Source organism: Alicyclobacillus fastidiosus, assembly GCF_026651875.1.
Classification (GTDB): Bacteria; Bacillota; Bacilli; order Alicyclobacillales; family Alicyclobacillaceae; genus Alicyclobacillus; species Alicyclobacillus fastidiosus.
The window spans coordinates 2,924,827-2,949,980 of record NZ_CP104067.1 but is presented as its reverse complement, the minus strand read 5'-3'; the positions used below and the strand labels follow the sequence as shown (position 1 = coordinate 2,949,980).

The 25,154-nt window shown below is 57.5% G+C and carries 25 protein-coding genes; 3 read left to right on the top strand and 22 right to left on the bottom strand.

Going from position 1 to position 25,154, the window contains the following annotated elements:
• Positions 1-22: 22 nt before the first annotated feature.
• The 4 genes from bshA to NZD89_RS14730 all read right to left on the bottom strand — a co-directional run bounded on the left by bshA (position 23) and on the right by NZD89_RS14730 (position 2,756).
• A complete protein-coding gene (gene bshA, locus NZD89_RS14745; RefSeq protein ID WP_268003574.1) occupies positions 23-1,141 on the bottom strand; it encodes an N-acetyl-alpha-D-glucosaminyl L-malate synthase BshA in 1,119 nt (372 codons plus the stop codon).
• Between the two features lie 17 nt (positions 1,142-1,158).
• Complete coding sequence (gene dapB, locus NZD89_RS14740; protein WP_268003573.1) at positions 1,159-1,899, bottom strand: 4-hydroxy-tetrahydrodipicolinate reductase; 741 nt, start codon at positions 1,897-1,899, stop codon at positions 1,159-1,161.
• The gene (locus tag NZD89_RS14735) at positions 1,808-2,299 is read right to left on the bottom strand and encodes a tetratricopeptide repeat protein (protein ID WP_268003572.1); all 492 of its coding nucleotides are present in this window, start codon (positions 2,297-2,299) and stop codon (positions 1,808-1,810) included. The genes dapB and NZD89_RS14735 overlap by 92 nt, the downstream gene beginning before the upstream one ends.
• A 106-nt stretch (positions 2,300-2,405) precedes the next feature.
• Positions 2,406-2,756: a nucleotide pyrophosphohydrolase gene (locus NZD89_RS14730; RefSeq protein WP_431308718.1), complete on the bottom strand. Its 351-nt coding sequence runs from the start codon at positions 2,754-2,756 to the stop codon at positions 2,406-2,408.
• 137 nt (positions 2,757-2,893) lie between these two features.
• Here NZD89_RS14730 and spoVV point away from each other — a divergent pair, with 137 nt between their 5' ends.
• Complete coding sequence (gene spoVV, locus NZD89_RS14725) at positions 2,894-4,165, top strand: dipicolinic acid transporter SpoVV (protein WP_268003570.1); 1,272 nt, start codon at positions 2,894-2,896, stop codon at positions 4,163-4,165.
• A 124-nt stretch (positions 4,166-4,289) separates the two neighbouring features.
• Here the strand turns inward: spoVV and NZD89_RS14720 are convergent, their stop codons facing one another.
• Entirely contained in the window at positions 4,290-5,099 is an 810-nt protein-coding gene (locus NZD89_RS14720; RefSeq protein ID WP_268003569.1) for an undecaprenyl-diphosphate phosphatase, read from the bottom strand.
• Between the two features lie 206 nt (positions 5,100-5,305).
• Between NZD89_RS14720 and NZD89_RS14715 the strand changes: the two genes are divergently transcribed.
• Positions 5,306-6,358 (top strand): YkvI family membrane protein, encoded by a 1,053-nt coding sequence (locus NZD89_RS14715; protein WP_268003568.1) that lies wholly within the window; start codon positions 5,306-5,308, stop codon positions 6,356-6,358.
• Between the two features lie 78 nt (positions 6,359-6,436).
• Positions 6,437-7,306: a YitT family protein gene (locus NZD89_RS14710; RefSeq protein WP_268003567.1), complete on the top strand. Its 870-nt coding sequence runs from the start codon at positions 6,437-6,439 to the stop codon at positions 7,304-7,306.
• A gap of 105 nt (positions 7,307-7,411) precedes the next feature.
• Here NZD89_RS14710 and NZD89_RS14705 read toward each other — a convergent pair whose 3' ends face one another.
• The 17 genes from NZD89_RS14705 to NZD89_RS14625 all read right to left on the bottom strand — a co-directional run bounded on the left by NZD89_RS14705 (position 7,412) and on the right by NZD89_RS14625 (position 25,067).
• On the bottom strand, positions 7,412-7,981 hold the full coding sequence (locus NZD89_RS14705) for a YpiB family protein (RefSeq protein WP_268003566.1): 570 nt from the start codon (positions 7,979-7,981) through the stop codon (positions 7,412-7,414).
• A 167-nt stretch (positions 7,982-8,148) separates the two neighbouring features.
• Complete coding sequence (locus NZD89_RS14700; protein WP_268003565.1) at positions 8,149-9,525, bottom strand: helicase-associated domain-containing protein; 1,377 nt, start codon at positions 9,523-9,525, stop codon at positions 8,149-8,151.
• Positions 9,452-11,173: a DEAD/DEAH box helicase family protein gene (locus NZD89_RS14695; protein WP_268003564.1), complete on the bottom strand. Its 1,722-nt coding sequence runs from the start codon at positions 11,171-11,173 to the stop codon at positions 9,452-9,454. Before NZD89_RS14695 ends, NZD89_RS14700 begins: the two co-directional genes overlap by 74 nt.
• Positions 11,174-11,439: 266 nt before the next feature.
• Positions 11,440-12,297, bottom strand: a complete 858-nt coding sequence (locus NZD89_RS14690; RefSeq protein WP_268003563.1) for a prephenate dehydrogenase — start codon at positions 12,295-12,297, stop codon at positions 11,440-11,442.
• A complete protein-coding gene (aroF, locus tag NZD89_RS14685; RefSeq protein ID WP_268003562.1) occupies positions 12,297-13,328 on the bottom strand; it encodes a 3-deoxy-7-phosphoheptulonate synthase in 1,032 nt (343 codons plus the stop codon). Before aroF ends, NZD89_RS14690 begins: the two co-directional genes overlap by 1 nt.
• Before the next feature lie 77 nt (positions 13,329-13,405).
• Positions 13,406-14,200: a tryptophan synthase subunit alpha gene (gene trpA / locus NZD89_RS14680; protein ID WP_268003561.1), complete on the bottom strand. Its 795-nt coding sequence runs from the start codon at positions 14,198-14,200 to the stop codon at positions 13,406-13,408.
• Positions 14,187-15,401 carry a tryptophan synthase subunit beta gene (trpB, locus tag NZD89_RS14675; protein ID WP_268003560.1) on the bottom strand — a complete coding sequence of 405 codons (1,215 nt, stop codon included), beginning with the start codon at positions 15,399-15,401 and terminating at the stop codon, positions 14,187-14,189. Before trpB ends, trpA begins: the two co-directional genes overlap by 14 nt.
• Positions 15,398-16,198 (bottom strand): phosphoribosylanthranilate isomerase, encoded by an 801-nt coding sequence (locus tag NZD89_RS14670; protein ID WP_268003559.1) that lies wholly within the window; start codon positions 16,196-16,198, stop codon positions 15,398-15,400. The genes trpB and NZD89_RS14670 overlap by 4 nt, the downstream gene beginning before the upstream one ends.
• Positions 16,150-16,947, bottom strand: coding sequence for an indole-3-glycerol phosphate synthase TrpC (gene trpC, locus NZD89_RS14665; protein WP_268003558.1), 798 nt, complete (start codon positions 16,945-16,947; stop codon positions 16,150-16,152). Before trpC ends, NZD89_RS14670 begins: the two co-directional genes overlap by 49 nt.
• A complete protein-coding gene (gene trpD / locus NZD89_RS14660; protein WP_268003557.1) occupies positions 16,944-17,993 on the bottom strand; it encodes an anthranilate phosphoribosyltransferase in 1,050 nt (349 codons plus the stop codon). Before trpD ends, trpC begins: the two co-directional genes overlap by 4 nt.
• 201 nt (positions 17,994-18,194) lie before the next feature.
• On the bottom strand, positions 18,195-18,563 hold the full coding sequence (gene aroH / locus NZD89_RS14655; RefSeq protein WP_268003556.1) for a chorismate mutase: 369 nt from the start codon (positions 18,561-18,563) through the stop codon (positions 18,195-18,197).
• Positions 18,564-18,566: 3 nt separating this feature from the next.
• On the bottom strand, positions 18,567-19,658 hold the full coding sequence (gene aroB / locus NZD89_RS14650) for a 3-dehydroquinate synthase (protein ID WP_268003555.1): 1,092 nt from the start codon (positions 19,656-19,658) through the stop codon (positions 18,567-18,569).
• Positions 19,655-20,809: a chorismate synthase gene (aroC, locus tag NZD89_RS14645; RefSeq protein ID WP_268008498.1), complete on the bottom strand. Its 1,155-nt coding sequence runs from the start codon at positions 20,807-20,809 to the stop codon at positions 19,655-19,657. The genes aroB and aroC overlap by 4 nt, the downstream gene beginning before the upstream one ends.
• 139 nt (positions 20,810-20,948) lie before the next feature.
• Positions 20,949-21,935 (bottom strand): zinc-binding metallopeptidase family protein, encoded by a 987-nt coding sequence (locus tag NZD89_RS14640; RefSeq protein ID WP_268003554.1) that lies wholly within the window; start codon positions 21,933-21,935, stop codon positions 20,949-20,951.
• A complete protein-coding gene (locus tag NZD89_RS14635; protein WP_268003553.1) occupies positions 21,932-22,969 on the bottom strand; it encodes a M42 family metallopeptidase in 1,038 nt (345 codons plus the stop codon). Before NZD89_RS14635 ends, NZD89_RS14640 begins: the two co-directional genes overlap by 4 nt.
• Positions 22,960-24,027: a M42 family metallopeptidase gene (locus NZD89_RS14630; RefSeq protein WP_268003552.1), complete on the bottom strand. Its 1,068-nt coding sequence runs from the start codon at positions 24,025-24,027 to the stop codon at positions 22,960-22,962. The genes NZD89_RS14635 and NZD89_RS14630 overlap by 10 nt, the downstream gene beginning before the upstream one ends.
• Positions 24,028-24,092: 65 nt before the next feature.
• Positions 24,093-25,067 (bottom strand): pseudouridine synthase, encoded by a 975-nt coding sequence (locus NZD89_RS14625; RefSeq protein ID WP_268003551.1) that lies wholly within the window; start codon positions 25,065-25,067, stop codon positions 24,093-24,095.
• Positions 25,068-25,154: the final 87 nt, after the last annotated feature.

The following is a 25,154-nucleotide window of genomic DNA, read 5'->3' as shown; positions in this document are numbered from 1 at the left end:
GAAGCCCTCCGTTCAAGCGCCGCTAAATGCCACAAACGCGGCGATAGAGCGCCTCGTATTCGTCAACCTTGTCCTGGATGTGAAAATGAGCCTGTGCGTGACGGCGAGCTCCTTGTGAAAACGACTCGTAGAGTTCGTCGTTTTGCAGCAGTCGGAGCGTGTCTTCACTCATCTTGTCCACGTCGCCCACTTGCGACAAGAAGCCGGTTTTCCCGTCGACGACCACCTCCGGGATGCCGCCGGCCGTGGAGCCGATCACCGGAATGCCGCACGCCATCGCCTCCAGCGCGACGAGGCCGAAACTCTCTTTCGAGGATGGAAGGAGGAGAACGTCCGCCGCGGCCACGAGCGTCGCCACTTCATCCTGTTTACCGAGGAATTCGACGTAGGGCACGATGTCGAGATCTCTGACTTGCTGACGTGCGGCACTGTACTCGGGACCTTCACCAACCAATAGAAGTCGCGCTTTTACGGTTTGTCGAACGCGGGCAAAGATGTCGATCACGTCGGGAATTCGCTTGACCTTGCGGAAATTCGAAACGTGCAGAAGCACGCGCTCCCCTGGGTTTACAAGGGAGGAACGAACCTTTTGTCCGACCTGCGGACGAAATACATCCGTGTCAATGAAGTTATAAATGCATTCGATGTCCTTACCTGTTTCGAACGCCTCTCTCGTCTGCTTGATCAAGCTGTGGCTCACCGCCGTCACGGCGTCGCTGCGCTCGATGCCTAACTTCATGATCTCCTTCAAGCTCGTGTCTTGCGCCAATACGGTGACATCTGTGCCGTGAAGCGTCGTCACGATCTTCACGTCTCGCTTTGCCATCTCGCGCGCCAGAAACCCGCAAACGGCAAACGGAAGCGCATAATGTGCGTGAATGACGTCGAGCTGATACTCGTTCGCCACTTTTGCCATGAGCGCTGCCAGGGAGAAATCGTAGGGCGGCGTGCGCAGCACTGGATAGCTGGCGGTGTCAATCTCGTGAATATACACGTGCTCGACGAACGTACCGAGTCGAAAGGGCACGTCCGTGACAATAAAGTGCACTTCGTGCCCGCGCCTCGCGAGTGCCTTGCCCAGCTCCGTCGCGACGGCGCCGGAGCCGCCGATGGTTGGATAGCAGCTAATTCCAATGCGCATCGTATCGCCATCCCTCTCTACCATAGTAAGTGTTCAAGCCCGTAGACCATCTGGCGCAGTTGCATCACCCCGCGACACGCCAGCACGACACCGGGCATAAAGCTCTCGCGGCTGAGCGAATCGTGGCGAATCGTCAGTGTTTCCCCCGTGCCCCCAAACAGAACTTCTTGATGTGCCACGAGTCCGGGGAGGCGAACACTATGTATTGGGATCTCGTACTCAGTTTCCATTTCGCGCGCGGTGCGGATGGCCGTGCCCGAGGGCTTGTCCTTTTTCTTGTCGTGATGCAGCTCGATAATCTCGGCTCGCGGCATCCATTTCGCCGCCTCCTTGGCAAACCGCATCATCAACAGCGCGCCGATGGCGAAGTTGGGACATGCGATGCCGCCGATGCCCGTTTGGCTGGCCTGGTCGTTCCAGCGCGCCAGGTCTGCCTCCTGGTAGCCGGTAGCGCCGACGACCGGGCGCACGCCGTGAGCAAAGGCGAGATCGACATGGGAGACGACCGTGTCGGGCGTCGTCAAATCGAGCCAGACATCCGGCTGTTCGGTCTCTAGTAAACGCACCGGGTCGTCGTACACGCCCGTGAAAAATTGGCGCGTGTCCTCGTCCGCGCGGCGCACGAGCACGCCAGCTAGGTCCATGTCGGGGGCGGCCTCAATGGTTTTAACGGCTTCGCGCCCCATTCTCCCCTTGGCACCGGCAATCGCAATTCGAATTAGGTTCTGTTGACTCACTGGAATCCTCCTTGACGGCATCCTCATCGACGAGATGAAGTGCCGATAACTCAGTTTTCATAGCCTGCGCCTCGTCGTTCAGGGGGTCCTGTACCATCGCACGCTCGAGCAGCTGCAACGCGGCGTCCACTTGCCCTTCAATATACGCGAAGCGCGCCTGCTCGACTAACCTTGAGGAGCAGATGGTGTGATAATGTGCCTCGTAGAGCGGCACATCCGGAGATAGTGACATCGCCCGCTCGATGTAGACCCGCGCTTCCTCGTAGTGACCACTTCGATGGGCCGTGATGGACGCACAGAAATACGCTTCGGCGTTGTCCGGTTCCTCCTGAATCGCCCGCTCAAACGCAGCCTTTGCTTGTGCAAAATCACCGATATACAAATATGCGTACGCCGCCTGGATCAACCTCGCCGCTGACATGTAGACCACCTCCGTCCATTGTATGGAGATGGCGGAAAGCAGGTTTGTACCTTGGCCTACACTGCTTGGCAACTCGCACGGCTGATCCGTTTACGCGAAGCGCGAATCAGGGCTCATCGGGACGGCACCTAGGGGTGATGCGCGTCCAGCGGTCCTTGTCTCTCGTCTCAAATTTATTCATCACGGCCTCAAACGCACTGGCCAAGTTCAGGTTCAGACGGTTGGCCAGGCAGGTGATCACAAACAGCAAATCCCCGAGTTCCAAGGCGATATCGCCCTCTGGTTCATCCTTCTTTTTCGGCTTTTCCCCATAATGATGATTGATTTCGCGCGCGAGTTCGCCCAACTCCTCCGTCAATCGCACAACGAGTGTCATCGGCTCGAAGTAGCCTTCCTGAAACTGTCCAATGTACGCATCCACGCGCGCTTGCACTTGGTCCAAATCCACGGCAGAGATAGCTCCTTATTGATCGTTTGCCTCTATTATAACGGACTCTCTTTCGGAAACATAAACAGATGACCCGGACATATGAATGTAAGGACAAGTGCGGACCAGCTGTAGTGCATGTCTGGTTGTGACAAGGAGTGAAGAGGTTGAGCCGGGGCAAAAAGGGCCATTTACTAAACCTGGTACTCATCGCGGTAGCGATGATTTTTACCATCGCGCTAGTTCTTTATCCCGAACAGGGATTTGCGGCAGGGATATCCGGTTTAAAGGTGTTTGGGAAAGTGGTTTTCCCCTCTCTACTCCCGTTCTTCGTATTGGCTGAGATCTTAATGGGGCTTGGTGTGGTCAGAGGACTTGGCGTTTTGCTCGAACCCCTCATGCGCCCACTCTTCAGCGTACCCGGGGTCGGCGCATTTGCGCTCTCGATGGGGTTGGCCGCTGGTTACCCAATGGACGCAGTCATCGCTTCGCGGTTTCGCGAAACGGGACAGTGCACTCGCGTCGAAGGCGAGCGCCTGCTCGCCTTCACGAATACTGCCGACCCGCTGTTTATGCTCAGCGCTGTCGCCGTGGGCATGTTTAAGTCCCCGGCCGTGGGCGGTTTACTCGCCGTCTCCCATTACATCTCCGCGTTTCTAGTGGGGGTATGTTTTAAATTTTGGGGTCGCAAAGACAAAGATCATCTCGCGGAACTGCAAGCCCGCAAGACCGAGCGCACAAACGGTTCCATCTTCATTCGCGCCTATCGAGAAATGATGCTGGCTCGCGAGGAAGACGGGCGCCCATTCGGCAAGTTGCTAGGCAATGCGGTGACTGAATCGATGCAGACCTTGATCATGATTTGCGGGTTCATCGTCTTCTTCGCGGTATTCATCGAAATTCTCAGCCTCAGCGGAATGATGAGCGTGATTGGCGCCCCAATCGCCCTCGTCTACCACGTGTTCCACATCAATGGCGGCCTGGTGAACCCGACCATCGCCGGACTTTTGGAACTGGATATCGGCAGCGCGCAAACGGCGGTGCTCAACGCGCCGATGTTGCAGAAACTCGCACTCGTGAGTGGAATCATCGGCTGGAGCGGATTGGCCGTGCACGCGCAAGTCGCGAGTGTGCTGACCAACACAGACATTCGCATGCTCCCTTATTTCTTGGCGCGTTTCCTGCAAGCCATCTTCGCGGCCGCTGCTACAGTCGTCCTCTACTTGATGGGCATGGGGCGCGTCGCCACGGAAGCGATGGCCCACGTTCCGGCATTGACCGGCGTCGGCCAGGCGTTAGACGGGCACTCGTTCTGGGTTGTTTCATCCTCTGCCATCGCGCTGTGGCTCGCTATCGTGGCTGGATTACTCGTCGTCTCGATGGCCGTCGGCGTCCTTCGCCGCGTACGCGTCATCGCATTCCACACCCGACTGAAGTAAGGATTTCTCTCCCTCTCCCTCCTGCACGAAATCGCCAGGGAAGCTTTCGTCCGAAGCTTCCCCTTTTTGCGCAGAAAAAAAGTCGACCGGAAAGTACGTTCCGTACAGTCCGGTCGACTTTTACTCAGCCGATGAGCGGTGGGAAAAAGTGATGGCCAAACAGTTGGTCATACAGGACGAATGCCGCGATAGCCCAGGTGTACACTGCGAAGATTCTCATTCTACTGTGGCGGATGAGCCAAGTCGTCACTCGCACCGCGAGATACCCTGCGATGGCGGCTGCGACGGCACCGATGGTCATCTGGAGCCATGGAAGAGCCATCGTCTTGGCTGGATCCTCGAACACGTCGTCGAGCTTGACGAGTGTGGCGCCGAGGATGGCCGGAATGGAAAGCACAAACGAAAATCGGGTCGCTGCTTCGCGGTCCATCCCTCTCCACAATCCCGCGGCGATGGTGAGCCCCGAACGCGATAGCGCTGGCAGGATGGCGATCCCCTGCAGCGTACCGATCCACAAGCTGTCCGAGACCGTCATCGTGCCCTCGTTCTTGTTGCCAGCGGCGACGCCATCCATCCACCAGAGCACGACGCCGGTGATGACAAACTCAAACCCGATGGTCACGCCGGAGTCGAACAGCCCTTCAAACCACTCTTCACAGACAGCTCCAACGACGGCCGTCGGCAGCAGGGCCACAAGGATCATCCACGTCAGACGCGATTTCGGATGCCGTACCAGCCAGCCGACCTCGCGACGCATGGCATAGAGCACCGCTGCAAGTGTGCCCAGGTGCAGTAACACGATAAACAACGTGTCGCTGTCGACGTGAATGTGGAGCAGCTTCTCCACCAGGACGATGTGCCCTGTGCTGCTGATGGGCAAAAACTCCGTCACGCCTTGAACAATTCCCATGATAATGGCCTGTAGCGTGGTCATGAACACCCTCCCCTATGCGATTGTCAAAGATCTGAGACAGAGGTTGTCCGAACCGTGTCCAAACACACGTCATAGGCAAACCGGACGCACCACTATCTATTACTTCCATGTATATGGCCAACGCGCGGGAACATGTCCACAACGGACGCAGTCATGTTTCTGCGCCCTTGTCCATATGTATAGAGCGTGACTGGAGGGATTTTTTCATGACTGCACGGTGGATGGGCGTCCAGGTTGCCTGTGTATATATTGGTACCGTCGTCGGTGCTGGGTTCGCATCAGGGCGCGAGATCTATGAGTTCTTCGTTCGTTTTGGCCCCATCGCCTATGTCGCAATCCTGTTTGTCACGGTTCTCTTCGCCTGGCTCGGATATCGCCTCATGGCGCTCGGCGCGATGCTGCGGGCCACGTCGTTTCGAGACTTAAACGCGCACCTGTTCAAACCGCGGTTGCAAAAAAGCATCGACATCGTTTTGCTCTTGATGCTGTTTGGCGTCACGGTCGCGATGTTGGCAGGAACCGGAGAACTGTTCAAGGAGCAATTTCACCTGCCGTTCACCATCGGTGTAGTCGCCGCGATGATCGTGACGTTCTTGACGATGTTCTTCGGGATGAACGGACTGTTGAAGGTCAACAGCGTGATCGTGCCGACGCTGGTCACCTTCGTCCTCTATACGGCGGTCCACACGTGGATGTACGTTCACCCGACGACACATGCAGTCGTCTTCCCAGAAGGCCAGAATTACTACGTCGGGTTTCCCGTGTGGTTGTCGAGTCTTCTTTACGCAGCTATGAATATCGGCCTCTCAGTAGGCGTTCTCGTCCCGCTCGGGGGACAGATTGGAGACGTGAGAATCCTCCGGCGAGGGGCTACGATGGGCGCCATTGGACTGGGCGGCATGCTTATGGCCGTGTCCTTCGCATTGTTCGCGTACATGCCGGATGCTACGGCGTACGCCATTCCGATGGCGTTTATCGCTTCGCATTTCGCACCGTGGCTCAAAATCCTGTTTATCGCAGTCCTGTTTGGGGAAATCTACTCGACGCTGATTGGCAATGTGTACGCGCTGGCGGTTACGGTGACGACCGATCGCAAGCGAATCCTGTTGTACAGCGGCGTGTTGCTCGTCCTCGCCGGACTGCTCAGCCACGTCGGATTTCGCGCCATTGTCACCTATGCCTACACCGCGTTCGGATGGATCAGCCTGTTCTTCGTCATGACGATTGCCCTGCACCGGACTCGTTTGCCGCGCGCGTGAGCTCGCCCGTATAATAGCGACATATACAGGTCACATTTGCCTGTATGGGCATTTACGGCGAAGGAGCTTGGACCAAAGATGTTAAAGAACCCCATGCAGTGGATCATGATTGTCCTCGGCAGTCTGATCTATTCAATCGGACTCAACGCATTCCTCATCGCAAATCACCTCGCAGAAGGTGGTTTTGTCGGTATCTCCGTCCTTCTGTTGTACGAATTTCACCTGCCGGTCGGCGCCACCTTCTTCATCTTGAATATTCCGCTGCTCGTGCTGGCGTGGCGCATATTCGGCCGGGAGTTCGTCCTGAAGACGGCCGTGGGCGTCGTCGGGGTGTCCGTATTCAGTGAGCTAACCAAATTCATCCAGGTCCCGACGCACGACCAACTGTTGGCCGCTCTATATGCGGGCGTTGTCACGGGCATCGGCCTCGGACTCATCTTTCGCACGGGCGGTACCACGGGCGGCGCCGACATCATCGCGCGAATTCTGCGCCACTACCGCGGCATGGCCATGGGTAAAACGCTGTTTACCATCGACGTCGTCGTGATTTGCGTCGTCATCATCGTCATCGGGAAACAGGTGGCTATGTACTCTCTAGTGGCCTTGTTCGTCTCCAGCCGAGTCATCGATTTTGTGATTGAAGGTGCACAAAACGGCAAGGCGTTGACGATCATTTCGGACAAGCACATGGAGATTGTAAAAGAGGTGCACGAACAGTTGGAGCGCGGCACGACGCTGCTGCAAGCGACCGGGGGCTATACGGGCAACGATCGACAAGTCGTCTATTGTGTAGTCGGACGAGAGGAAGTCGTGCGGGTGCAGCGCATCGTACACGATGTCGATCCGACCGCGTTCGTCACCATCAGCAACGTGCACGAAATCGCGGGAGAAGGGTTCACGTTCGGGGATGATCCGCGTCGTCGCCGAGGATTTTTGCGCAGTCGCTGACCGCGTCGTGCGCACGTGCCATGCGGGCTGGTTGCACGAAAAAAGACCAGAGTTCCAATGTGCTCTGGTCTTTTGCTGTTCCTTGCGCGCGGATGCTTACTTGAGTTATATGCTTGCGGGTGCTAACTCACTGCGGTCAAATTCGATCAATCGTTGACTCGCCATGATGAAAGCACCTCTGTCACCAGAGTCTAACGCGTCGTCAACATCCTTCATCAACTGTTTGCGCATATGTGCCCGCAACGCCTGGTCGATGACCCACTCAGCCTGCAGTGAAAGCATCTCTTTGACCGCTGGATCCATTTCCGGTTTTGCAGGTTCCTCTAACACCGCTGCAAACTCGGGGCACGTTGAACGGTCTTTAAAGAACAGGCCTACATATATGTCCTCATCGGGATGTTGATACAGGTCGATAAACGCCTGCTCGACATCCGTCGTCACCGGCTTGTTGCGGCGATAGTAGCGAAACGGTGCGACATGCACGCACGTGGTTGACACGACGATTACGCGGGAAAAGTGACGAAAGTTATCGACGAAATGGACGCGTTGCAAGACGTTCTCACGTGTCATCATATAACGCAACAGCATTTCCGCCTCACGACTTTGCAAATCGTAGTTGGCCAGAAACCAGCGCAAGAAATGTTTCTTTTCAGCAACTGATACGATGGTTCCCATAGCCATTCTCCTCCCTGTTTCACTATATCTCCTGAGATGTAGGCAGGACGTCCGGGTCGCGAAAAGTTGAGAATTGTTTGTTTATTGTATTCTGCTCTGCCGCCGACTTTTCCTGCAGACGCCTGTTTTTCTCACTTTTAAGTACGAACCGTGCTAAAAGCGCATCTTCAGGAGCTGAGCGGGCGCTCTGACGCGTGCACCGCCTCCCACTCCAACAGCGTCCGTTCGACGTTACCGGGAATGGGGCCAATGCTTTTGATCGTCAACATCTCACGCCAGCGCTTGAAGTCGTATCCAGCCGCGAGTCCCCGCAAGACACTCTGTTCCAGAATCCGGTATATCCGTATGGAACCCGCACTCTTGAGGTCCGTGAACTGCGACAGGACAGATTCGGTCTGGCTGTCGTGAACAGTGACCATCACTTCAAAGTTGGGTTGGACGATAAGGGACGCTTGACTGGTGGACGTGTCATCTACTAACTGTAATTCGTCCTGTGTTAGTAATTCTTGACCGAGATTCGTCATTTGAAACCACTGTTCATCAGATTCTTGGTCGGAACCTAACCGGATGACACCTAGGTGCGTCAGCATTTTTAAAATCCGATTGTTCCAGACGTCGTCTCGGGTGTCATAGTAGAACGGCGATACCATGGAGCCGCAAACCGCCAGTACCGATTTCGTGGAGACCCAGTCCTCGGCCAGCGTGCGAATGATCTCCACCGCTTCGCGCAGCCTTGGGATGGGGCGCCTGTAGAGGCGGATGTAAAACTGCAAAATCCGCTGCATTTGCCGGGGGCGGGACAGCGTAGTCCAATCCCTTACCCCGTCGGAGACGACCAAGGTTTGGTCTTCCGTCTCCACAAAAAACCGTTGATCGTACGCAAAATCGTACAGGAGAGCGAGCCTATCTGGGTAGTCATGCGCCCTCCGCCCATAGCCAAATCGCCACTCTGGGACAGCTAAGTCCTCGGCTACCGAAAACAGCTCCATCACCTGCTGCGTGTGGCGTTTGTACATCGCCCCACCCGTGGTGAGTTGGACGTCATGGTTTAGAACGTAATCGATTAAAGTTTGAAAATCCTGTACCAGCGCTGTGGCCTCGTCCTGTTGAATTAACGGCGGCGTCGACCGCACGACGACCCGCCCTCTCATCTGGGACAGCAAGTGTTTTCGAATCGCTTCGTGGAGTTCCACCGGTATGATGTAGTTGGGCCTGAGGGATTGGGTTTGTCGCGCGAACAACCACCCTTCGCCGAGTGCGCGCTCGAGCGCACCCGCCTCAAAGCCCGACGCCATGAACAGGGCGTCCATTTCCTCCGCCGAATACAGGCGCGGATTAGACATGCCGACTCTCACGAAGAGGTCGCCCCAGGTGTCCGTCCAGCGTCTGACGAGCTGCGAAAGCTGCGCCGGTATGCGCATGGCGTACAGGATGGATTGCATCAAGTCGAGCTTGGAATACAGGGAGCAATCAAGCTCTTGGTGCAGCGCTATGCTTCGGAGCGTACCCACGGACGCGTGATTTAGGCACTCGTCTAACTTCATTTGCAATCGTCCCCTCGCTGATGATGTCAGCGGCAGAAACCTGTGTGTAGGCAAACCCTCGCTCGACTAAAAACTGTTGCCGGTGTCGAGCAGTTCTCTCCTCCAAGGTATGAACACTTACCAGTGTGTAAAATCGCCCGCCGCCAGGCTTGGGGCGCAACACTCGTCCGAGGCGCTGTGCTTCTTCCTGTCGGGATCCAAATAACCCGGAAACTTGGATGGCGACATCGGCGTTTGGCAGATCCACAGCGACGTTGGCGATGCGGGACAACACGAGGATAGGTGTGTGTCCCTGACGAAACCGATCATACTCGTACAATCGCTTCTCCTTCGGAGTCTCTCCGTCTAGCATTGGACAAGAGAGACGCTCTGAAACCTTTTTCAAAAACTCCGTGTAGTGACCCATGATGAGGATTTGACCATCCTGGTGCTTGCGACAGAGCGCATCGACGACTTCTAGCTTCGCTTCGTTGTCGGCCGCAGCGCGATGTTTCTGCCGCAAGGGAGACCGCTCGTAGGACGCCATCGCCTCGTCTCCCATCGGCACCTGTACTTCCACACAAATCACTTGCGACAAGTAACCCTCTGCGGTAAGCCTATCCTCGTGCACCTCGTACACCTTCGGACCGACGAGCGAAAATACATCTGACGTGCGCCCGTCCTCGCGCACGAGCGTCGCGCTCAAACCAAGTCTTCTCGCGCACTGCAGCTCGGCTGACAAGCGAAACAGCGGAGCTGGCAGCAAGTGGACCTCGTCGTAGACGACCAATCCCCAATTTGTCGCGACATATCGTCCGAAATGATAATATTCGCCCGACTTGCGTCTCGCCGTCAGGCGCTGATAGGTGGTAATGGTCACCGGCTTCATCGCGTCTGCCCCGTCATCGATGCCCACCTCTGACGGCGTGAGATTGGTGTACTTGAGGAAATGGTCTTTCCATTGCTTCGCAGCGGCTTCGTTTGGAACGAGGATGAGTCCGGTGCACTGAAGTGCGGCGAGCGCTGCTAGGCCGACCACCGTCTTTCCGGCCCCGCACGGAAGTACGATCACACCGGAGCCTTCTTCACGGCCGACAAAATGCTGGATAGCCGCACGTTGGTAGGCGCGCAGGTGCAAACTCGGATGTAGCTCGATGTGCAGTGACTTTGGCGCCTCGATGCGCACGCCATCGTCGAGTACGGGAAATCCGTGTGAAGCCAAGGCCATTTTCAATGCCACTCGAGCCTTCGCGTCGACGCGCGCCGATAACGATTTGCGACCGCGCAGGTGATGTGCGATGTCCGGGTGCCTTCTCACTTGCGCCATCAGCTTTGCACTACCCCGAAGCTCTAGTCCCCCCTCCACCTCGTAGAGCGCCAAGTCCCCAAAGCGCCCCATCGCTGTACAGATGTGGTTCTGCATCTTCGTTGGCAGCGGACTTGCCGCGTAGCGCCGAAGGAACGTGATCACGTCCCTGGCTGTCATTCCGAGTCGGCAAGCGTTCCACAGCCGCTCGTTCGACAGCTCATAGAGGTACAGAGGCGGCATGGTTTGGCGGCGGTCCGCAAAAACCCCAACCTGTTCAAAGAGCGGCGAATCTTCTGACGACGACTCCGGATTGCCTCGTACGTACAGGAATGTCTCATCCTGTGGATAAATTTGCAGCACAGACACTCCTTTCCAGAACAGTGTCAATGGTGATTGTATCTGTAGTTTTTATGTAAAAGCGGAATGATATACAAGGTTTAGGAGACAAAAAAAGAGGAATCCGCTTTCACGGATTCCAAACAGGAGATTCTGCTAGGAGTGGAGAGAAATCAGAACATAACACCCTTCGAGAGTTATCATATCTCATGATGGAAGCGCTGTCAACACCCGAACTTGAACAATAACCTAAATCGCAAAAATCGCCCCTTCCCGACGAGCGGCGTTGGTCAGGGTCGGGACGATTCCCAAGTCTCACGGGCAATTTTCGATTTGTTGAGGAGGTCCACAAGACAGTCTCGGTCCTGGTTGCGCATCGCCTCTTCAAAATTGGCGATTTGCTCTCGCAACGTTTGCAGATATGGAATGACGTTCTCCCTGTTCTGGAGCAACGTATCGGCCCAGAACGCCGCTGGAGACGACGCGAGCCTCGTAATATCCCAAAATGCCGGGCCACTGACCTCGACAAGCGATGGAAACGTCTGTCGCCGCTTCTCCTCACTCGTGAGCATGGCCGCCAGCGAAGTCACGTGAATCCCGTGGCTAACGCACGCCACCATCCCATCGTGTGCTTCTGCCGATGGAATCATGGTCACTCGCGCACCTATCCGCTCAATCAGGGCGAGTACCGTCGCTGGAGGCGCCCAATCCTCCAAGAATATCCACGGCCTGTCCCGAAACAGCTCGCCGTCCGCCGCGCTGGGCCCTTCAATCGCCTTTCCCGCCATCGGATGCGACGGCACGAACTGACTTCGCAGGCACAAGTCGTCGGCTGCCTCACAAATCGCGCGCTTGACGCTACAGACGTCGAGCACGATGGAAGCGTGGCGCGCAATGGACTGCAAATACGAGATGCACACGTCTGGCGACGCCGCGAGAACCGCCAAGTCAAACTGGCTATCCACGTCCGTCACGTCGCTGTACACCTGTGCGATAGCCGCGTACTGGGTCAACTTCGCACGATGTTCCGGGCTCTGCTCCACACATTCGATCACGGCATCAGGGCACGCCCGATGCACCGCAAGTGCAAAGGACGTGCCCAGTAGTCCGCCTCCAAGGATGAGGATTCGAGAGATCCCCCGTCCCATTAAACCGTCGCTTCCTGTCGCTGGAAGGACTGTGTGAGCTCGTGCAACTGTCGAACTTGACGAGCCATTTGATCAAACGCCTCCAAGGTCAGCGTTTGACTTCCATCCGACCACGCTTCCTCCGGCTTTGGATGGACTTCGACAATAACGCCCGCGGCACCCGCAGCGATGCTTGCTCGCGCCATTGTGGACACGTAGCGAGCGTGCCCGACGCCGTGGCTCGGATCTACCATGACAGGCAGGTGTGACAGGTGTTGAACGACCGGTACAGCATTCAGGTCTAACGTGTTTCGAGTGTACGTTTCAAACGTGCGAATGCCTCGTTCGCACAAGATCACGTTCGGATTTCCTTCGGCCATAATGTACTCTGCCGACATCAGCCACTCTTCGATGGTGTTGGAGAATCCGCGCTTCAACAGAACCGCCTTATTTGTCCTCCCCACTGCCTTGAGCAGAGCAAAATTCTGCATGTTACGCGCGCCAATCTGCAACACGTCGACATAGCTTGCGACGAGATCTACAAGTCCCGGCTCCATGATCTCGGAAACAATGCCGAGTCCAGTCGCTTCCCGTGCTGCAGCGAGGTACTTCAGCCCTTCTTCGCCGAGGCCCTGGAACGAGTACGGGGACGATCTCGGCTTGAACGCACCGCCGCGAAGCAATTGTGCCCCACTGGCCTTCACGGCCCGTGCGATGTCAATCAATCCGTCGCGAGACTCTACCGAACAAGGGCCGGCGATGATGGTCGGCGTTTCGCCGCCTACGACGTGATCGAGCACCTGAACGGTCGTGTTATCCGGGTGGAACGCGCGACTGGCCAACTTGAACGGATTGCTGACGGGTACCAGTTTTTCGACGCCGCTCATGTTTTCGATACCGAGTTCGCGAACGCGATCCTTCGGGCCGATCACACCGACAATCGTCTGCTCCGTACCTTCCGACAGATGGACACCGAAGCCTTTCTGCTTCAACACTTGCATGACGTGCTCGATTTCAGCACGGGTACTCCCTTCCTTCATCACCACAATCATTGAAATCTCCCTCTCCACATATATCTAGTCAAATTAATAGAAGATTCTAGCACAGTACAGTCCGTTCGGCCAAGGAATCATTTACAAGCCGACTTGAGGGCCCGCGTAAATTCGCTCAACTCGTTCATCATCGCAGCGGGTCCCTGCGCCTCGAATTCCTCGATTCGCCGCACATAGGCACTGCCCACAATCACTCCGTCGGCGTACGCCGAAATCTCTTTTGCATGCACCGGTTGGCTGACGCCGAACCCCACACAAGCAGGTAAGTCCGTGTGCGCCTTGACGGTCTCGACAAGGCTCTGCACGTTATTTGACACGGCACTCCGTTCTCCGGTGACCCCAAGGGAGGATACGCAGTAAACAAACCCAGTCGCGGCTTCGCAAATGGCTCGTACGCGCGCCTCACCCGACGTCGGCGCGACAAGCGGTATAAACGCGATCTCGTAACGCCTTGCGACCTCTGCAATCTCTGGCGCCTCTTCGAGCGGGACGTCGGGGATGATCACACCATCCCCACCAGCGGCAGCCAATTCGCGAACGAAGGTCTCGATACCATACTGAAGGACGGGGTTGACGTACGTAAACGCGATGATGGGCTTTTGTGTCCGCTGACGGATGGCCTGAATCATCCGCATGCTTTGCGGCAATTGAAATCCTGACTGTAGACTACGTAAAGCAGCAGCTTGGATGACCGGGCCATCGGCCAGCGGATCCGAGTAGGGCAAGCCCAACTCGATCATATCCGCCCCTGCGTCGAGAATCGCCTGCACCAAGGAAAGAGACTCCTCATAGTTCGGGTCGCCCGCCACCACAAACGGAATCAGCGCAGTTCTGCCGGCGAGTGCCTCAAACGCCCGTTCAATTCTCCCCATGAGCGCGTCCCCCTTCCAAATTGGCCACCTGCTCGACGTCCTTGTCGCCACGACCAGACAGGCAGATGACGACGCGTTCATCCGCGGACATGTGCTTAGCTTCGCGCATCACGTAGGCGACGGCGTGGGCACTTTCGAGCGCAGGGATAATCCCCTCGGTCTTCGACAGGAAATAGAACGCCTCCAACGCCTCCTCATCTGTGACGGGGACGTAACTGGCCCGGCCAGACTCGCCCAAATGAGCGTGCTCTGGTCCGATTCCAGGGTAATCGAGACCCGCCGAAATGGAGTGTGCCGGCGTCACTTGTCCGAACTCATCCTGTAAGAGCATCGTCTTGGCTCCGTGAATCACGCCTGGGCGGCCGCGATTCACGCTCGCCGCGTGCGCCTCTGTGTCGACGCCGAGCCCGGCAGCCTCTACCCCGATGAGCGCTACCCCCTGATCCTCGACGAATGGGAAAAACATCCCCATGGCGTTGCTCCCGCCTCCGACACACGCCACCACGCGGTCGGGCAAGCGCCCTTCGGCAGCGAGGATTTGCGCTCTCGTCTCGTCGCCGATAATCCGCTGAAAGTCGCGTACCATCTGCGGATACGGGTGGGGTCCAACGACTGAGCCAATAATGTAGTAGGTGTCGTCGACGTGCGAGACCCAGTACCGAATGGCCTCATTCGTCGCGTCCTTAAGCGTACGCGTCCCTGACACAGCAGGTACGACCTCTGCGCCAAGCATCCGCATCCGGAAGACGTTTAACGCCTGCCGGCGCATGTCTTCCTCCCCCATGAACACCGTGCATTCGAGCCCAAACCGCGCCGCGACCGTAGCCGATGCAACACCGTGCTGACCTGCCCCCGTCTCCGCGATAATGCGCTTCTTCCCCGTGTGCACGGCCAATAAAGCCTGTCCGATAGTATTGTTGATCTTGTGTGCGCCGGTGTGATTTAAATCCTCGCGCTTCAGATATATCTTCGGGCCACCCAGTGCCTCACTCAGGCGCTCTGCGTAGTACAAAGGCGTCGGCCGCCCCGAATACTGTTCAAGAAAATACTTCAATTCCCGCTGGAAGTCCGCATCTGCGCGCAGGCGCAAATAGTCCTTTTCCAGTTGAATTAAGGCGGACATCAGCGTTTCGGGAACATAGCGTCCACCGAATCCACCAAAGCGGCCGTTCGAATCTGGGTAGCTATATGATTCTGTCATCTCTGTTCACCGCCCGTACAGGAATGGATGATTGGGAACACGCGACCGCCCTCGCCGCGTGTGATGGTTTGTGAAGTTGGCGTCAACGGGCGATGGACGTTCGTGAGAAGGCTTTGAATCAACGCCGGATCCTTTCTTCCGCCGCGCTCGACTCCCGAAGACACGTCAATGCCGGTCGGTCGACACAGCGACAACAAAGTGCCGACATTGTCTGGACGAATTCCGCCAGCCACGAACCAAGGGTGACCGGTGATGTCCTGTGCGATTCGGCCGAGGACCGTCCAGTCAAATGACTGCCCGTGCCCCCCCGTCACGCCAGCGCCAGTTGGCGGCTTTGCATCCAGCAAGATGGCGTCCGTACACGTTGCATAGCGGTGCACCTCGCGGCGCACGTCGTCCAACTGAGCACCCTCGGACGGCACCTGAATCGCCTTCCAGACTCTGAACCCTCGTTGTTGCAAGTCCCGACACACCTCTGGTGACTCGTCCCCGTGCAACTGAGCGATGTCTAGACCGGCTACGGCCACTGTGCTGGCGATCTCGTCGACGGTGGCATTCGCGAATACGCCGACGGCCTCGGTATCGGCTGCGAGTCGCACTGTCGCTCGCCTTGCTCGAGACGGATGGACGAATCGCTTGGATGCCTCGACGAACACGAACCCGACGTGGGACACTCGCGGGTGCTCTGTAAACGACAACTCATCGTCCGGCTGAAGGCCACAGATCTTGACCTGAACCTCGGGCGCGCTCACGCGATGTCCACCGATGGCGCCTCCACCTGCAGCGAAGTGAGGCACTTTGCCACATCACCTAAATCGGCGTGGCGCATCAGCAGCTCACCCACGAGAATGCCACGCGCACCGGCGTCAACCATTCGCTGTGCGTCGGCGGTCCCGAAAATACCGCTCTCGGAAATGACCACGACATCTTTGGGAAGCGCTTGGATGACGTCTTCTGTCGTCCCCAAGTCGACGTCGAACGTGTGGAGATTTCGGTTGTTGATACCGAGGATACTCGGTGTGGCATCGAGTGCCGCATCCAGTTCGTCGACGCCGTGCACCTCGAGTAACACGTCCAACCCGAGGTGTTGGGCGTACGCCGACAGCTCTCGGAGCCGCTTTGGCCTAAGTGCTGCGGCGATGAGCAGGACGACGTCCGCACCTGCGGCGTACGCTTCATCAATTTGAATCTCGTCGATGATAAAATCCTTGCGAAGCAAAGGGATGGATACCGCATCTCGCACCGAGCGCAGGTCCTCGATAGAACCACCAAAGTACTTCTCATCCGTGAGTACGGAAATCGCTGTGGCGCCCGCCCGTTCGTACACCTGTGCCCGCTCTGCGGGGTTGATGTCCGCCTGGATAGTCCCTTTCGACGGGCTTTTGCGCTTGATTTCGGCGATGACTCCGAGATTCGAACCAGCGAGCAGCGCCGCGCGCAGCGAATGAATCTCACGCGGGCGCGCGGTGTCAAAGACGACTCTCCGCTCGTGCAATCGCGCAACTTCTTCTCGTTTGGTCATGAGAATCTTATCTAGAACGCTCATCCACTGATCACCTCTGCAGTGTTTGGAACGATGGTGTGGCTCTCGCGAATGAACTCAGTCAACTTCCGATACGCCGTCCCTGAGTCGATCAAGTTCTTCGCCAGTTGCGCGCCGGTTTGTAGGTCGCTCGCCTTTCCGCCCACATATAGTGCGGCTGCGGCGTTCAAAACGACGACGTCCCGCCTAGCTCCTGGTTTTCCACGAAGTAATTCGCGAACGATTTCGGCATTGACCGACGCGTCTCCACCGCGGATGGCGCTGACGTCTGCGCGAGAGAGTGAAACGTCCTCAGGCGCGACGGTTTGCATCAACACTTCGCGGCCCCGCACTTCGGCGACGGTGGTCGGTCCCGAGATGGACAATTCGTCGAGACCGCCCGCTCCATGGACGACCATCGCGTGGTCCACTCCCAGTTGAGCCAGGGCTTGTGCCACCGTCTCCACCAAGCTTTCGCGGAATACACCGAGTACTTGGCGTCGCGTGCGCGCCGGATTGGTCAGTGGCCCGAGAATGTTAAAGATGGTCCGAAAACCCAATTCCTTGCGGGCAGTGGCCGCATGTTTCATGGCTGGATGAAAGACAGGGGCGAACAGGAAGCAAAGGTTTGTCTTTTCAAGCAGGGCTTCACAGGAAGGTGCATCGAGGTCGATGCGCGCGCCGAGTTTTTGAAGTACGTCTGCGCTGCCGCTGAGACTCGATGCTGCGCGATTGCCGTGTTTCGCGACTGGAATTCCCGCAGCTGCTGCAATGATTGCAACGGTCGTAGAAATATTAAACGTGTCTGCCCCGTCCCCGCCCGTACCACAAGTGTCCAGTGCACCTGATGGCGCCGTCATCGGAATGGCGTGGCGGCGCATCGCGCGAGCAAACCCGACAATCTCTGTGGGTTGTTCTCCGCGAACGGCCATCGCGCTGATGAGGCCAGCGAGTTGAACGGAAGAGACACGTCCATTCATCAATTCATTCATAAATTCATCTGCTAAGTCGGCATCGAGAAATTCACCAATGGCGACCGAGCGCAAAGCTAGATCCACGATACGGCCCATGTCCGTACTCTCCTCTCAACTATGAACCGCACACGAGCGTACGCACCAAATGGGTACACTGCGCCCAATCAATCAAAATTGTGCAGCTCAACTCTTCTCAACTCACTCAACTAAAAACACATGCGGCACTCGCCGCATGTGAACATGGTATATGGGAATGAAGCTCGCGTCAACCGCCATCTACCCAATCGAGCCGCGTCGTCAATCTTTTGCCAAATCCGGACGCAACTGAACGGCTTCACCCAGATAGGCGTGCACGAGTTCCTCTTGTTTTTTGTCCGTATTGACGTGCAACAACACGCGGATGCTGCGCGGAAGCGCATCGGGAACGCCGATTTCCTGCGCACACATCAGCGGCACCCATTGCCAACCAGGCAGGCTGCGAACCGCCCTTGCGGGGAACGCGGCGGATAAGTCCGGGGTCAGTGTCAAGAGCACACTCGCCACATCGTCGACTTCTATGTCGTTCAACCGTATGATTTCTTCAATCAGTTCCTTTGTGGCGGTGAAAATATCCTCACTCGTATCCGCAGAGACCGTGGTGGCCCCGCGTATCCCACGTACCTTCATCCTTTATGCCTCCTCAAGCGACCGATCATATACGGCCTTGACTTCGTCAGGTGAGACATCGTCCACGATGACGACGTCGCCGATGGCCGTCGGCAGTGCAAATGTCCACAACGCGCGCCCGTGCTTCTTGTCGACGTCGATGAGCGCTGCCACCTCGCGCCAGTCGTCGCGCGGCGTTTGCGTGGGTAAGCCGTGGCTTGCAAGAACCCGTTCAATGCGAACTGCCGTCTCCTCATCGAGAAGTCCCCGCGCAACAGCGAGTTTCGCCTCGAGCACGAGTCCGATGGAAATGGCTTCCCCGTGACCTAAGCCGTAGTGCGACCTCTGCTCAATGGCGTGCCCAAGCGTATGTCCGACATTGAGCACCTGTCGGCGATTCGCCTCTCGTTCGTCCGACTCGACGACGTCAATTTTCACTTTCATGGCGGCGGTGAGAATCGGTTCGAGCGTAGCCGCATCAGGGCAGACGGTAAGCGGTTTTTCCTCTAAGCGCTCGAACAATCGAGCATCGCCGATAATCCCGTGTTTGATCACTTCCGCCATGCCGTTCGTCCACTGCCGGGCAGGCAACGTCGCCAAGGCCGACAAATCGTAGAGAACCGCCCGCGGCGGATAAAAGGCGCCGACGAGGTTCTTGCCCTCAGGCAGGTTGACGCCGACCTTCCCGCCGATACTGCTGTCGTGTGCGAGCAGCGTAGTCGGCGCCTGGATAAAGGAGATGCCCCGAAGGTACGTGGCGGCGACGAAGCCGGCGAGATCGCCAATCACTCCCCCACCGAGCGCGACGATGAGGTCGCTACGGCGCATGCCAAACGCCAGCAATTTCGGATATAGGGTGCTCGCGGTCGCGAGCGACTTGCTGTGGTCCCCTGCGGGCACCTCGAGAATTTGATAGCGATAGCCCGCCGCCTCCAGGGAGCGCGCGGCGTCCTTCGCAAACGGCAGTGCGCCCACCGTCTCGTCGGTGATCACCGTGACGCTCGTGCGCCTCGAGATCTGGAGTCGCGAAAGCTGTTCCCCAAGTGTGGCAAGCACATTTCCTTCGGCCACGACACGATAGCCACCCGACTTGCTTTTCACCTCGAGGATGCTCATCGCTTTGCCACTCGCTCGCGGTATTGTTCGAAATTGTCCTTCATCTGTTCAAGCGAGTCGCCGCCGAATTTTTCGATGAGGGCGTCTGCAATCACCCAAGCGACCACGTTCTCCCCGACGACCGACGCCGCCGGCAAGGCGCAGTAATCGGAGCGCTCGATGGCTGCGAGTTCCGTTTCCTTCGTCTTCATGTTGACGCTCGGAAGTGGTTTATACAGCGTGGAAATAGGCTTCATAGCCACGCGAACGACCACGTCTTCCCCGTTTGTGACGCCGCCTTCCAACCCGCCAGCCCCGTTCGAGGCGCGCAAGTAGGAACCGTCCTTGTACGCAATCGCATCGTGGACCTTTGAACCAAAGCGGCGCGCTGCCTCAAAACCGAGCCCAATCTCGACGCCTTTGATGGCTTGTATGCTCATCAACGCGCCTGCGAGTCGCCCGTCCAGCTTCCTGTCCGGCATCGCGTAACTGCCAAGGCCAATTGGACAACCGCGCACGATGACCTCGAAGATGCCGCCAACGGTGTCGCCATTTTCCTTGGCTTCATCGATTCGCGCGATCATCTGTGCCTCTGCGTTTGCGTCGGCGCAGCGAACTTCTGACGCGTCCGCGCGTTCAATCAAATCCTCTAGGCTCGTCGGCAAGTCAGTTGCCACCACGTCACACAGTTCGACGACGTGGGCGGTCACCTGGATGTTAAACTGCTCGAGCAACTGCTTGGCCAGAGCACCTGCAGCGACGATGGTCGCCGTGTTGCGGGCGCTCGCACGCTCGAGGACGTTTCGGATGTCTTCGTGGTCGTATTTGATGGCACCCGCCAAATCGGCATGGCCTGGGCGAGGCCGGTAGATTTCCTTGAGGTCGTCTGGCTTCTCCCCAAACACTGACATCCGGTCCGTCCAGTTCTTGAAATCGCGATTGACCACGTTCATCGTGATGGGCGTACCGAGCGTGTGGCCAAAGCGAATGCCACTGGTGACTTCCACCGTGTCCGTCTCGATCCGCTGCCGAAATCCGCGGCCATACCCCATCTGACGACGGCGCAACTGCTCATCGATGTACTCTTTAGAGACGGGGAGATTACTAGGAAATCCATCGATGACAACGGTCAATCCCGGTCCGTGGGACTCACCTGCTGAGAGATAACGAATCAAAAAAAGCCCTCCCGTATGTACTACCTCGGCAAAACCGAGTGTTCCAGCCTGAATGGGACGTATTATAGCACAGGTTTGAGAAACGGTAGAAACAGTTGACGAAAAAAGAGCGGGAGGGAAGGTTCCCTCCACCGCTTTACTGATACGTCTTTGCTGCCTCGATCACCAATTTCAGCGCGCTATCCACATCCCCTAAATCGATCACGCTCTGCGTAGAGCCCACGTACCTGGCCGGATAGGACACGCCGCCGATGTGGATGCCATCGACAGACAGTTGAACCGCGCCAGCGTCCGATTGGCCGCCTGGCCACACCTCGAATTGCGTCTCCACGCCAATCGCCTGCGCAGATTGGATCAGGTGATCTTTGACCGCGAGCGGCACAATCGCCGTTCCGTCCATGATCTTGATGGCCGGTCCACGACCGAGCTCAAGTGCCGTGCGCCGGCCCTCTGGGACGTCGCTCGCCGGTGCCGCGTCGATGAGGAGCGCTAGGTCCGGCTGCACCTGATACGCCGCGGTGCGGGCCCCGCGTGCGCCGACGGCGCTCTGTGCGGTGAGTACGAGCGTCACCTGACGCCCAGAGGTCGCCAGCTCGCGAAAAGCGGTGACCGCAATGGCGCAACCGACGCGGTTGTCCAAGGCGCGCCCGAGGAGGCGATTGCCGGCCAACTCGCGAACGGGATCGACGATGACGCCCGCGAGGCCGATGTGAACGAGACCCAATGTCTCTTGACGCGAGCGGGATCCGATGTCGACGTACAGGTGGTCATAGCCAGCGTCCGCCAGCTTCACCTTCTCTTCAAGTTCGATGACCCCCACTACGCCGTTGGTGAATTCCACTTGCCGGTGAAGGAGGTGCTCAGGACGTAAATTGCCGATGGGGATGAGGCGCAAAAATCCTTGCTCATCGATGTCGATCACCATCACGCCTGGTTCATCCGCGTGTGCGGCCAACATGATGTGCGGACCTCGGCCGCTCTTTTTGGCGATGCCGTTCCCAAGGGTATCAATGCCCACTTCGTCCGCAACGCCGTTCAGTTCGTCGAGGATCAACGACTGCAATGTGCGTTCGGACCCAGAAGGCGCGATGGCTTTCGCAAGCCGCTCAATCAGATCTTTCATGCCGTAAACCCTCCTTGTTCTAGCTCCCGAAGCACTGCCTTTACTAGCGATAGGGAGTTGTCGAAGTCATCGAGTGAAGCAACCTGGGTAGGCGCGTGGATATAGCGGACCGGGACGGAAATCGCGCCGCCGATGACGCCGGCACGGACTTTATGAATCGCTCCGTAGTCGTTACTGCCGCCTTTTACCCGGCGGAGCTGATATGGAATGCCGTGTTTCTCCGCCACACTGACCATGAAGTCCAGGAAGCGCCGATCCGCGACGGTCTGTGAATCCTGGACAGTGAGTGCCGGCCCTGCCCCCATGATGGTCGACTGCCCGTGCGACTTGGCACCGACTACATCAAAGCAGACCGTGCCTTCAAGCGCGATGGCGATGTCCGGTTCGATGGCGTAGGCCGCAGCCTGTGCGCCGCGTAACCCGATCTCCTCCTGCACCGTAAACGCCCCGACGACAGGGAGGTCGTAGGATTCGCGCAAGGCTTCAACGAGCAGCGCGCAGCCGATGCGGTCGTCGAACGACTTGCCTTTGATGGCGCGCTCGCCGAGCGTCCCGAACTGCGTGGCGAAGATGGCCACGTCTCCCGGTTTCACCACGGCTTTCGCGTCCTTTGCGTCCTTCGCGCCGATGTCGATGTACAACTGATCCATCGCAAGCGGTTTGCGCCGTTCACTTAGCTCCTGCAAGTGAATCGGCTTTGCACCGATGACACCGGGAATCCGGTCGTTCCCGACGAAAACCGGTTTGCTCACGAGCACGCGCGGATCGATCCCGCCGAGCGCCCGGAACTTCAACAGGCCGCTCTCACGCCCGCCCTCGCAAACCTGAACAACCATGAGCCCGACTTCATCCATATGCGCGTCGAGCATGACGCGCGGGCCGTTGTGCTCGCTTCCGTTGCTGACAATCAAATTCCCGAGGACGTCCGTGTGCAGATCTGCGACGAGCGGCGTCACCTCGTCCCGGATCACGTTGCGGATCTCGTCTTCAAACCCAGACGGCCCCATCGCCTCCGACAACCGTTTTAATAACATGACAAATCCTCCACTCGGGCTGCGTCCACGTCCGCGATGTACTGTGCCAAGAGGCGCCCACACAACGCAATATCGCGGTACGCACCAGTTTCAACCGAGGTGTGCATGTAGCGCAGCGGAATCCCGATGAGTGCGCTGGCGATGCCCGCGCGAGCAATTTGAAATGCCCGCGCATCCGCGCCGACCGGCCCTTGCGACAACTCGACTTGATAGGGGATACCTTCGCGGTCCGCCACTTCGGTCAAGTGCCGAAAGACTTTCATATGCAGGTTCGGACCGTAAGAAAGCGCGGGCCCTCCGTCGAGTTCAAAGCCTTCGTCGAAAGCCTGCCCAGGAAAGTCGCCAAATGTCACGTCAATCGCGATGGCGATGTCCGGGTTTACGCCGTAGCCGACGGTAGCCGCGCCGCGGACGCCCACCTCTTCCTGGACACTGGCGACGGCATAGACGTCAGCAGTATGGTGAAGTTTTTTCAGAACTTCTAACGTCTCCAGAATGATGGCGACACTCGTGCGATTATCCAGTGATTTTCCCGCGAGTCTATCGTTGCGCAGCGAGTAGACCTCTCTGGCGAGCGTCACGCGGTCCCCGATTGCGACCAGATCGCGCACGGACGCTTCTGGGTGGGCGAGATCGATAAACAGATCTTCTAGGGCAGCAGCCTTCCCCCGCTCCTCTGGGGCAGTCAAATGGGGTGGCTTGGAGCCAACGATGCCAAGGTGCTTCCCGGTGCGGGTATGTACAAACACTTCTTGCCCGACCAGCGTTCGCGGATCGAATCCGCCTGCTTGCGCCACGCGAAGAAACCCGCCCGCTTCAATGCGGGAAACCACGAGCGCAATTTCATCCATGTGCGCAGACAATAAGATCCGTGGCCTTGGACCCGGTCCCTCGCCTGGGATGACGCCGATCAAGTTCCCGAGTGTGTCGACGCGTAAATCGGTCGTGTACTCGGAGAACGCCGTTTGAATTCGGTCGCGGACCTGTTGTTCAAACCCAGGCCCACCATGGAGCGTGACAAGTTCTCGGAGCGTATCGAGATGCTTATATCTCGCCATGACACCTCTCCTATAAACAAATTTCATTCAACATGTAGTGTACCAAAAAGCTCAGGGTTTCGTGGTTACGAAAGTGCGGCCTTCGACTGCACGAGTGCGTGCAAGGAAGGGCCCCCGCCGAGCATCGACCACAACTCCTCCAAGAGGTCGGCTGGCTTCGCATACGCGGACGTCGGAGCATCCGTCACGCGAACCCGCCAAACCAGTTGATACGCATGCAACGCTTGGTGCGGCAGCATCCGTTCATGAAAGGTCGACGCCTTCGTGGGAGGGTGTCCGCTGTACGCATACGTGTAATCGCGGTCACCGACCAGCGGCATCCCGCGTGCGGCCATTTGCAAGCGGATCTGATGTGTGCGCCCAGTCTCCAGGCGAAACACGCAAATGGACACGTCGCCGACGCGCGCGATTGGACACATGTGTGTAATCGCCAGTTGTCCGCTCGTCTCGTCACCGACGATGCGCCGCGACGGCTTATTTGGATCCTGCGCGATAAAATCTTCGAACGTCACCCACTGAGAAAGGGGCGGATGCGTCGGCGTAAAGGCAATCGCTACGTAGTTGCGGTGAACGAGGTCGTGGCGCAGAGCAGCATCGAACAAATGGTGTCCATGGGCGTGTTTGGCGAACATAATGGCACCCGATGTAAATTTGTCGAGTCGGTGGATGGAGTGTGGAACGAGTCCGTACGGTTGAAGGTACGCCGCCACACCGGCGAGTAACGACCCGGTGCGCTCGCGAGCGGAAGGATGTGTGAGCACGCCCGCAGGCTTGTTGACCACGACGATATTGTCGTCTTCGTAACAGACGTGAAGGGGCATCGGCTCGGGAACGACGGTGGTGTCTTCGTCGGGAAACTGGACGCCGATGTGATCGCCAGCTTTGACGATATAAGAGAGCATGACAGGTGTACCGTTACACAGCACACCGTCTGTCTGGATCACTTTGCGCAGGAGACGGCGCGACATGCCATGCGTGTTGCTGAGCAATGTGGAGAGCTTTCGGCCTGCCTCGGCATCCGTGATGGTAAACTCGTACAAATTGTAGCACCTCCGATGTCGCCCTTCATTATGAATGGCCATCGCAGGAATCGCCAGTCTTAGAACATGTGTCTCGTGGACAACAGC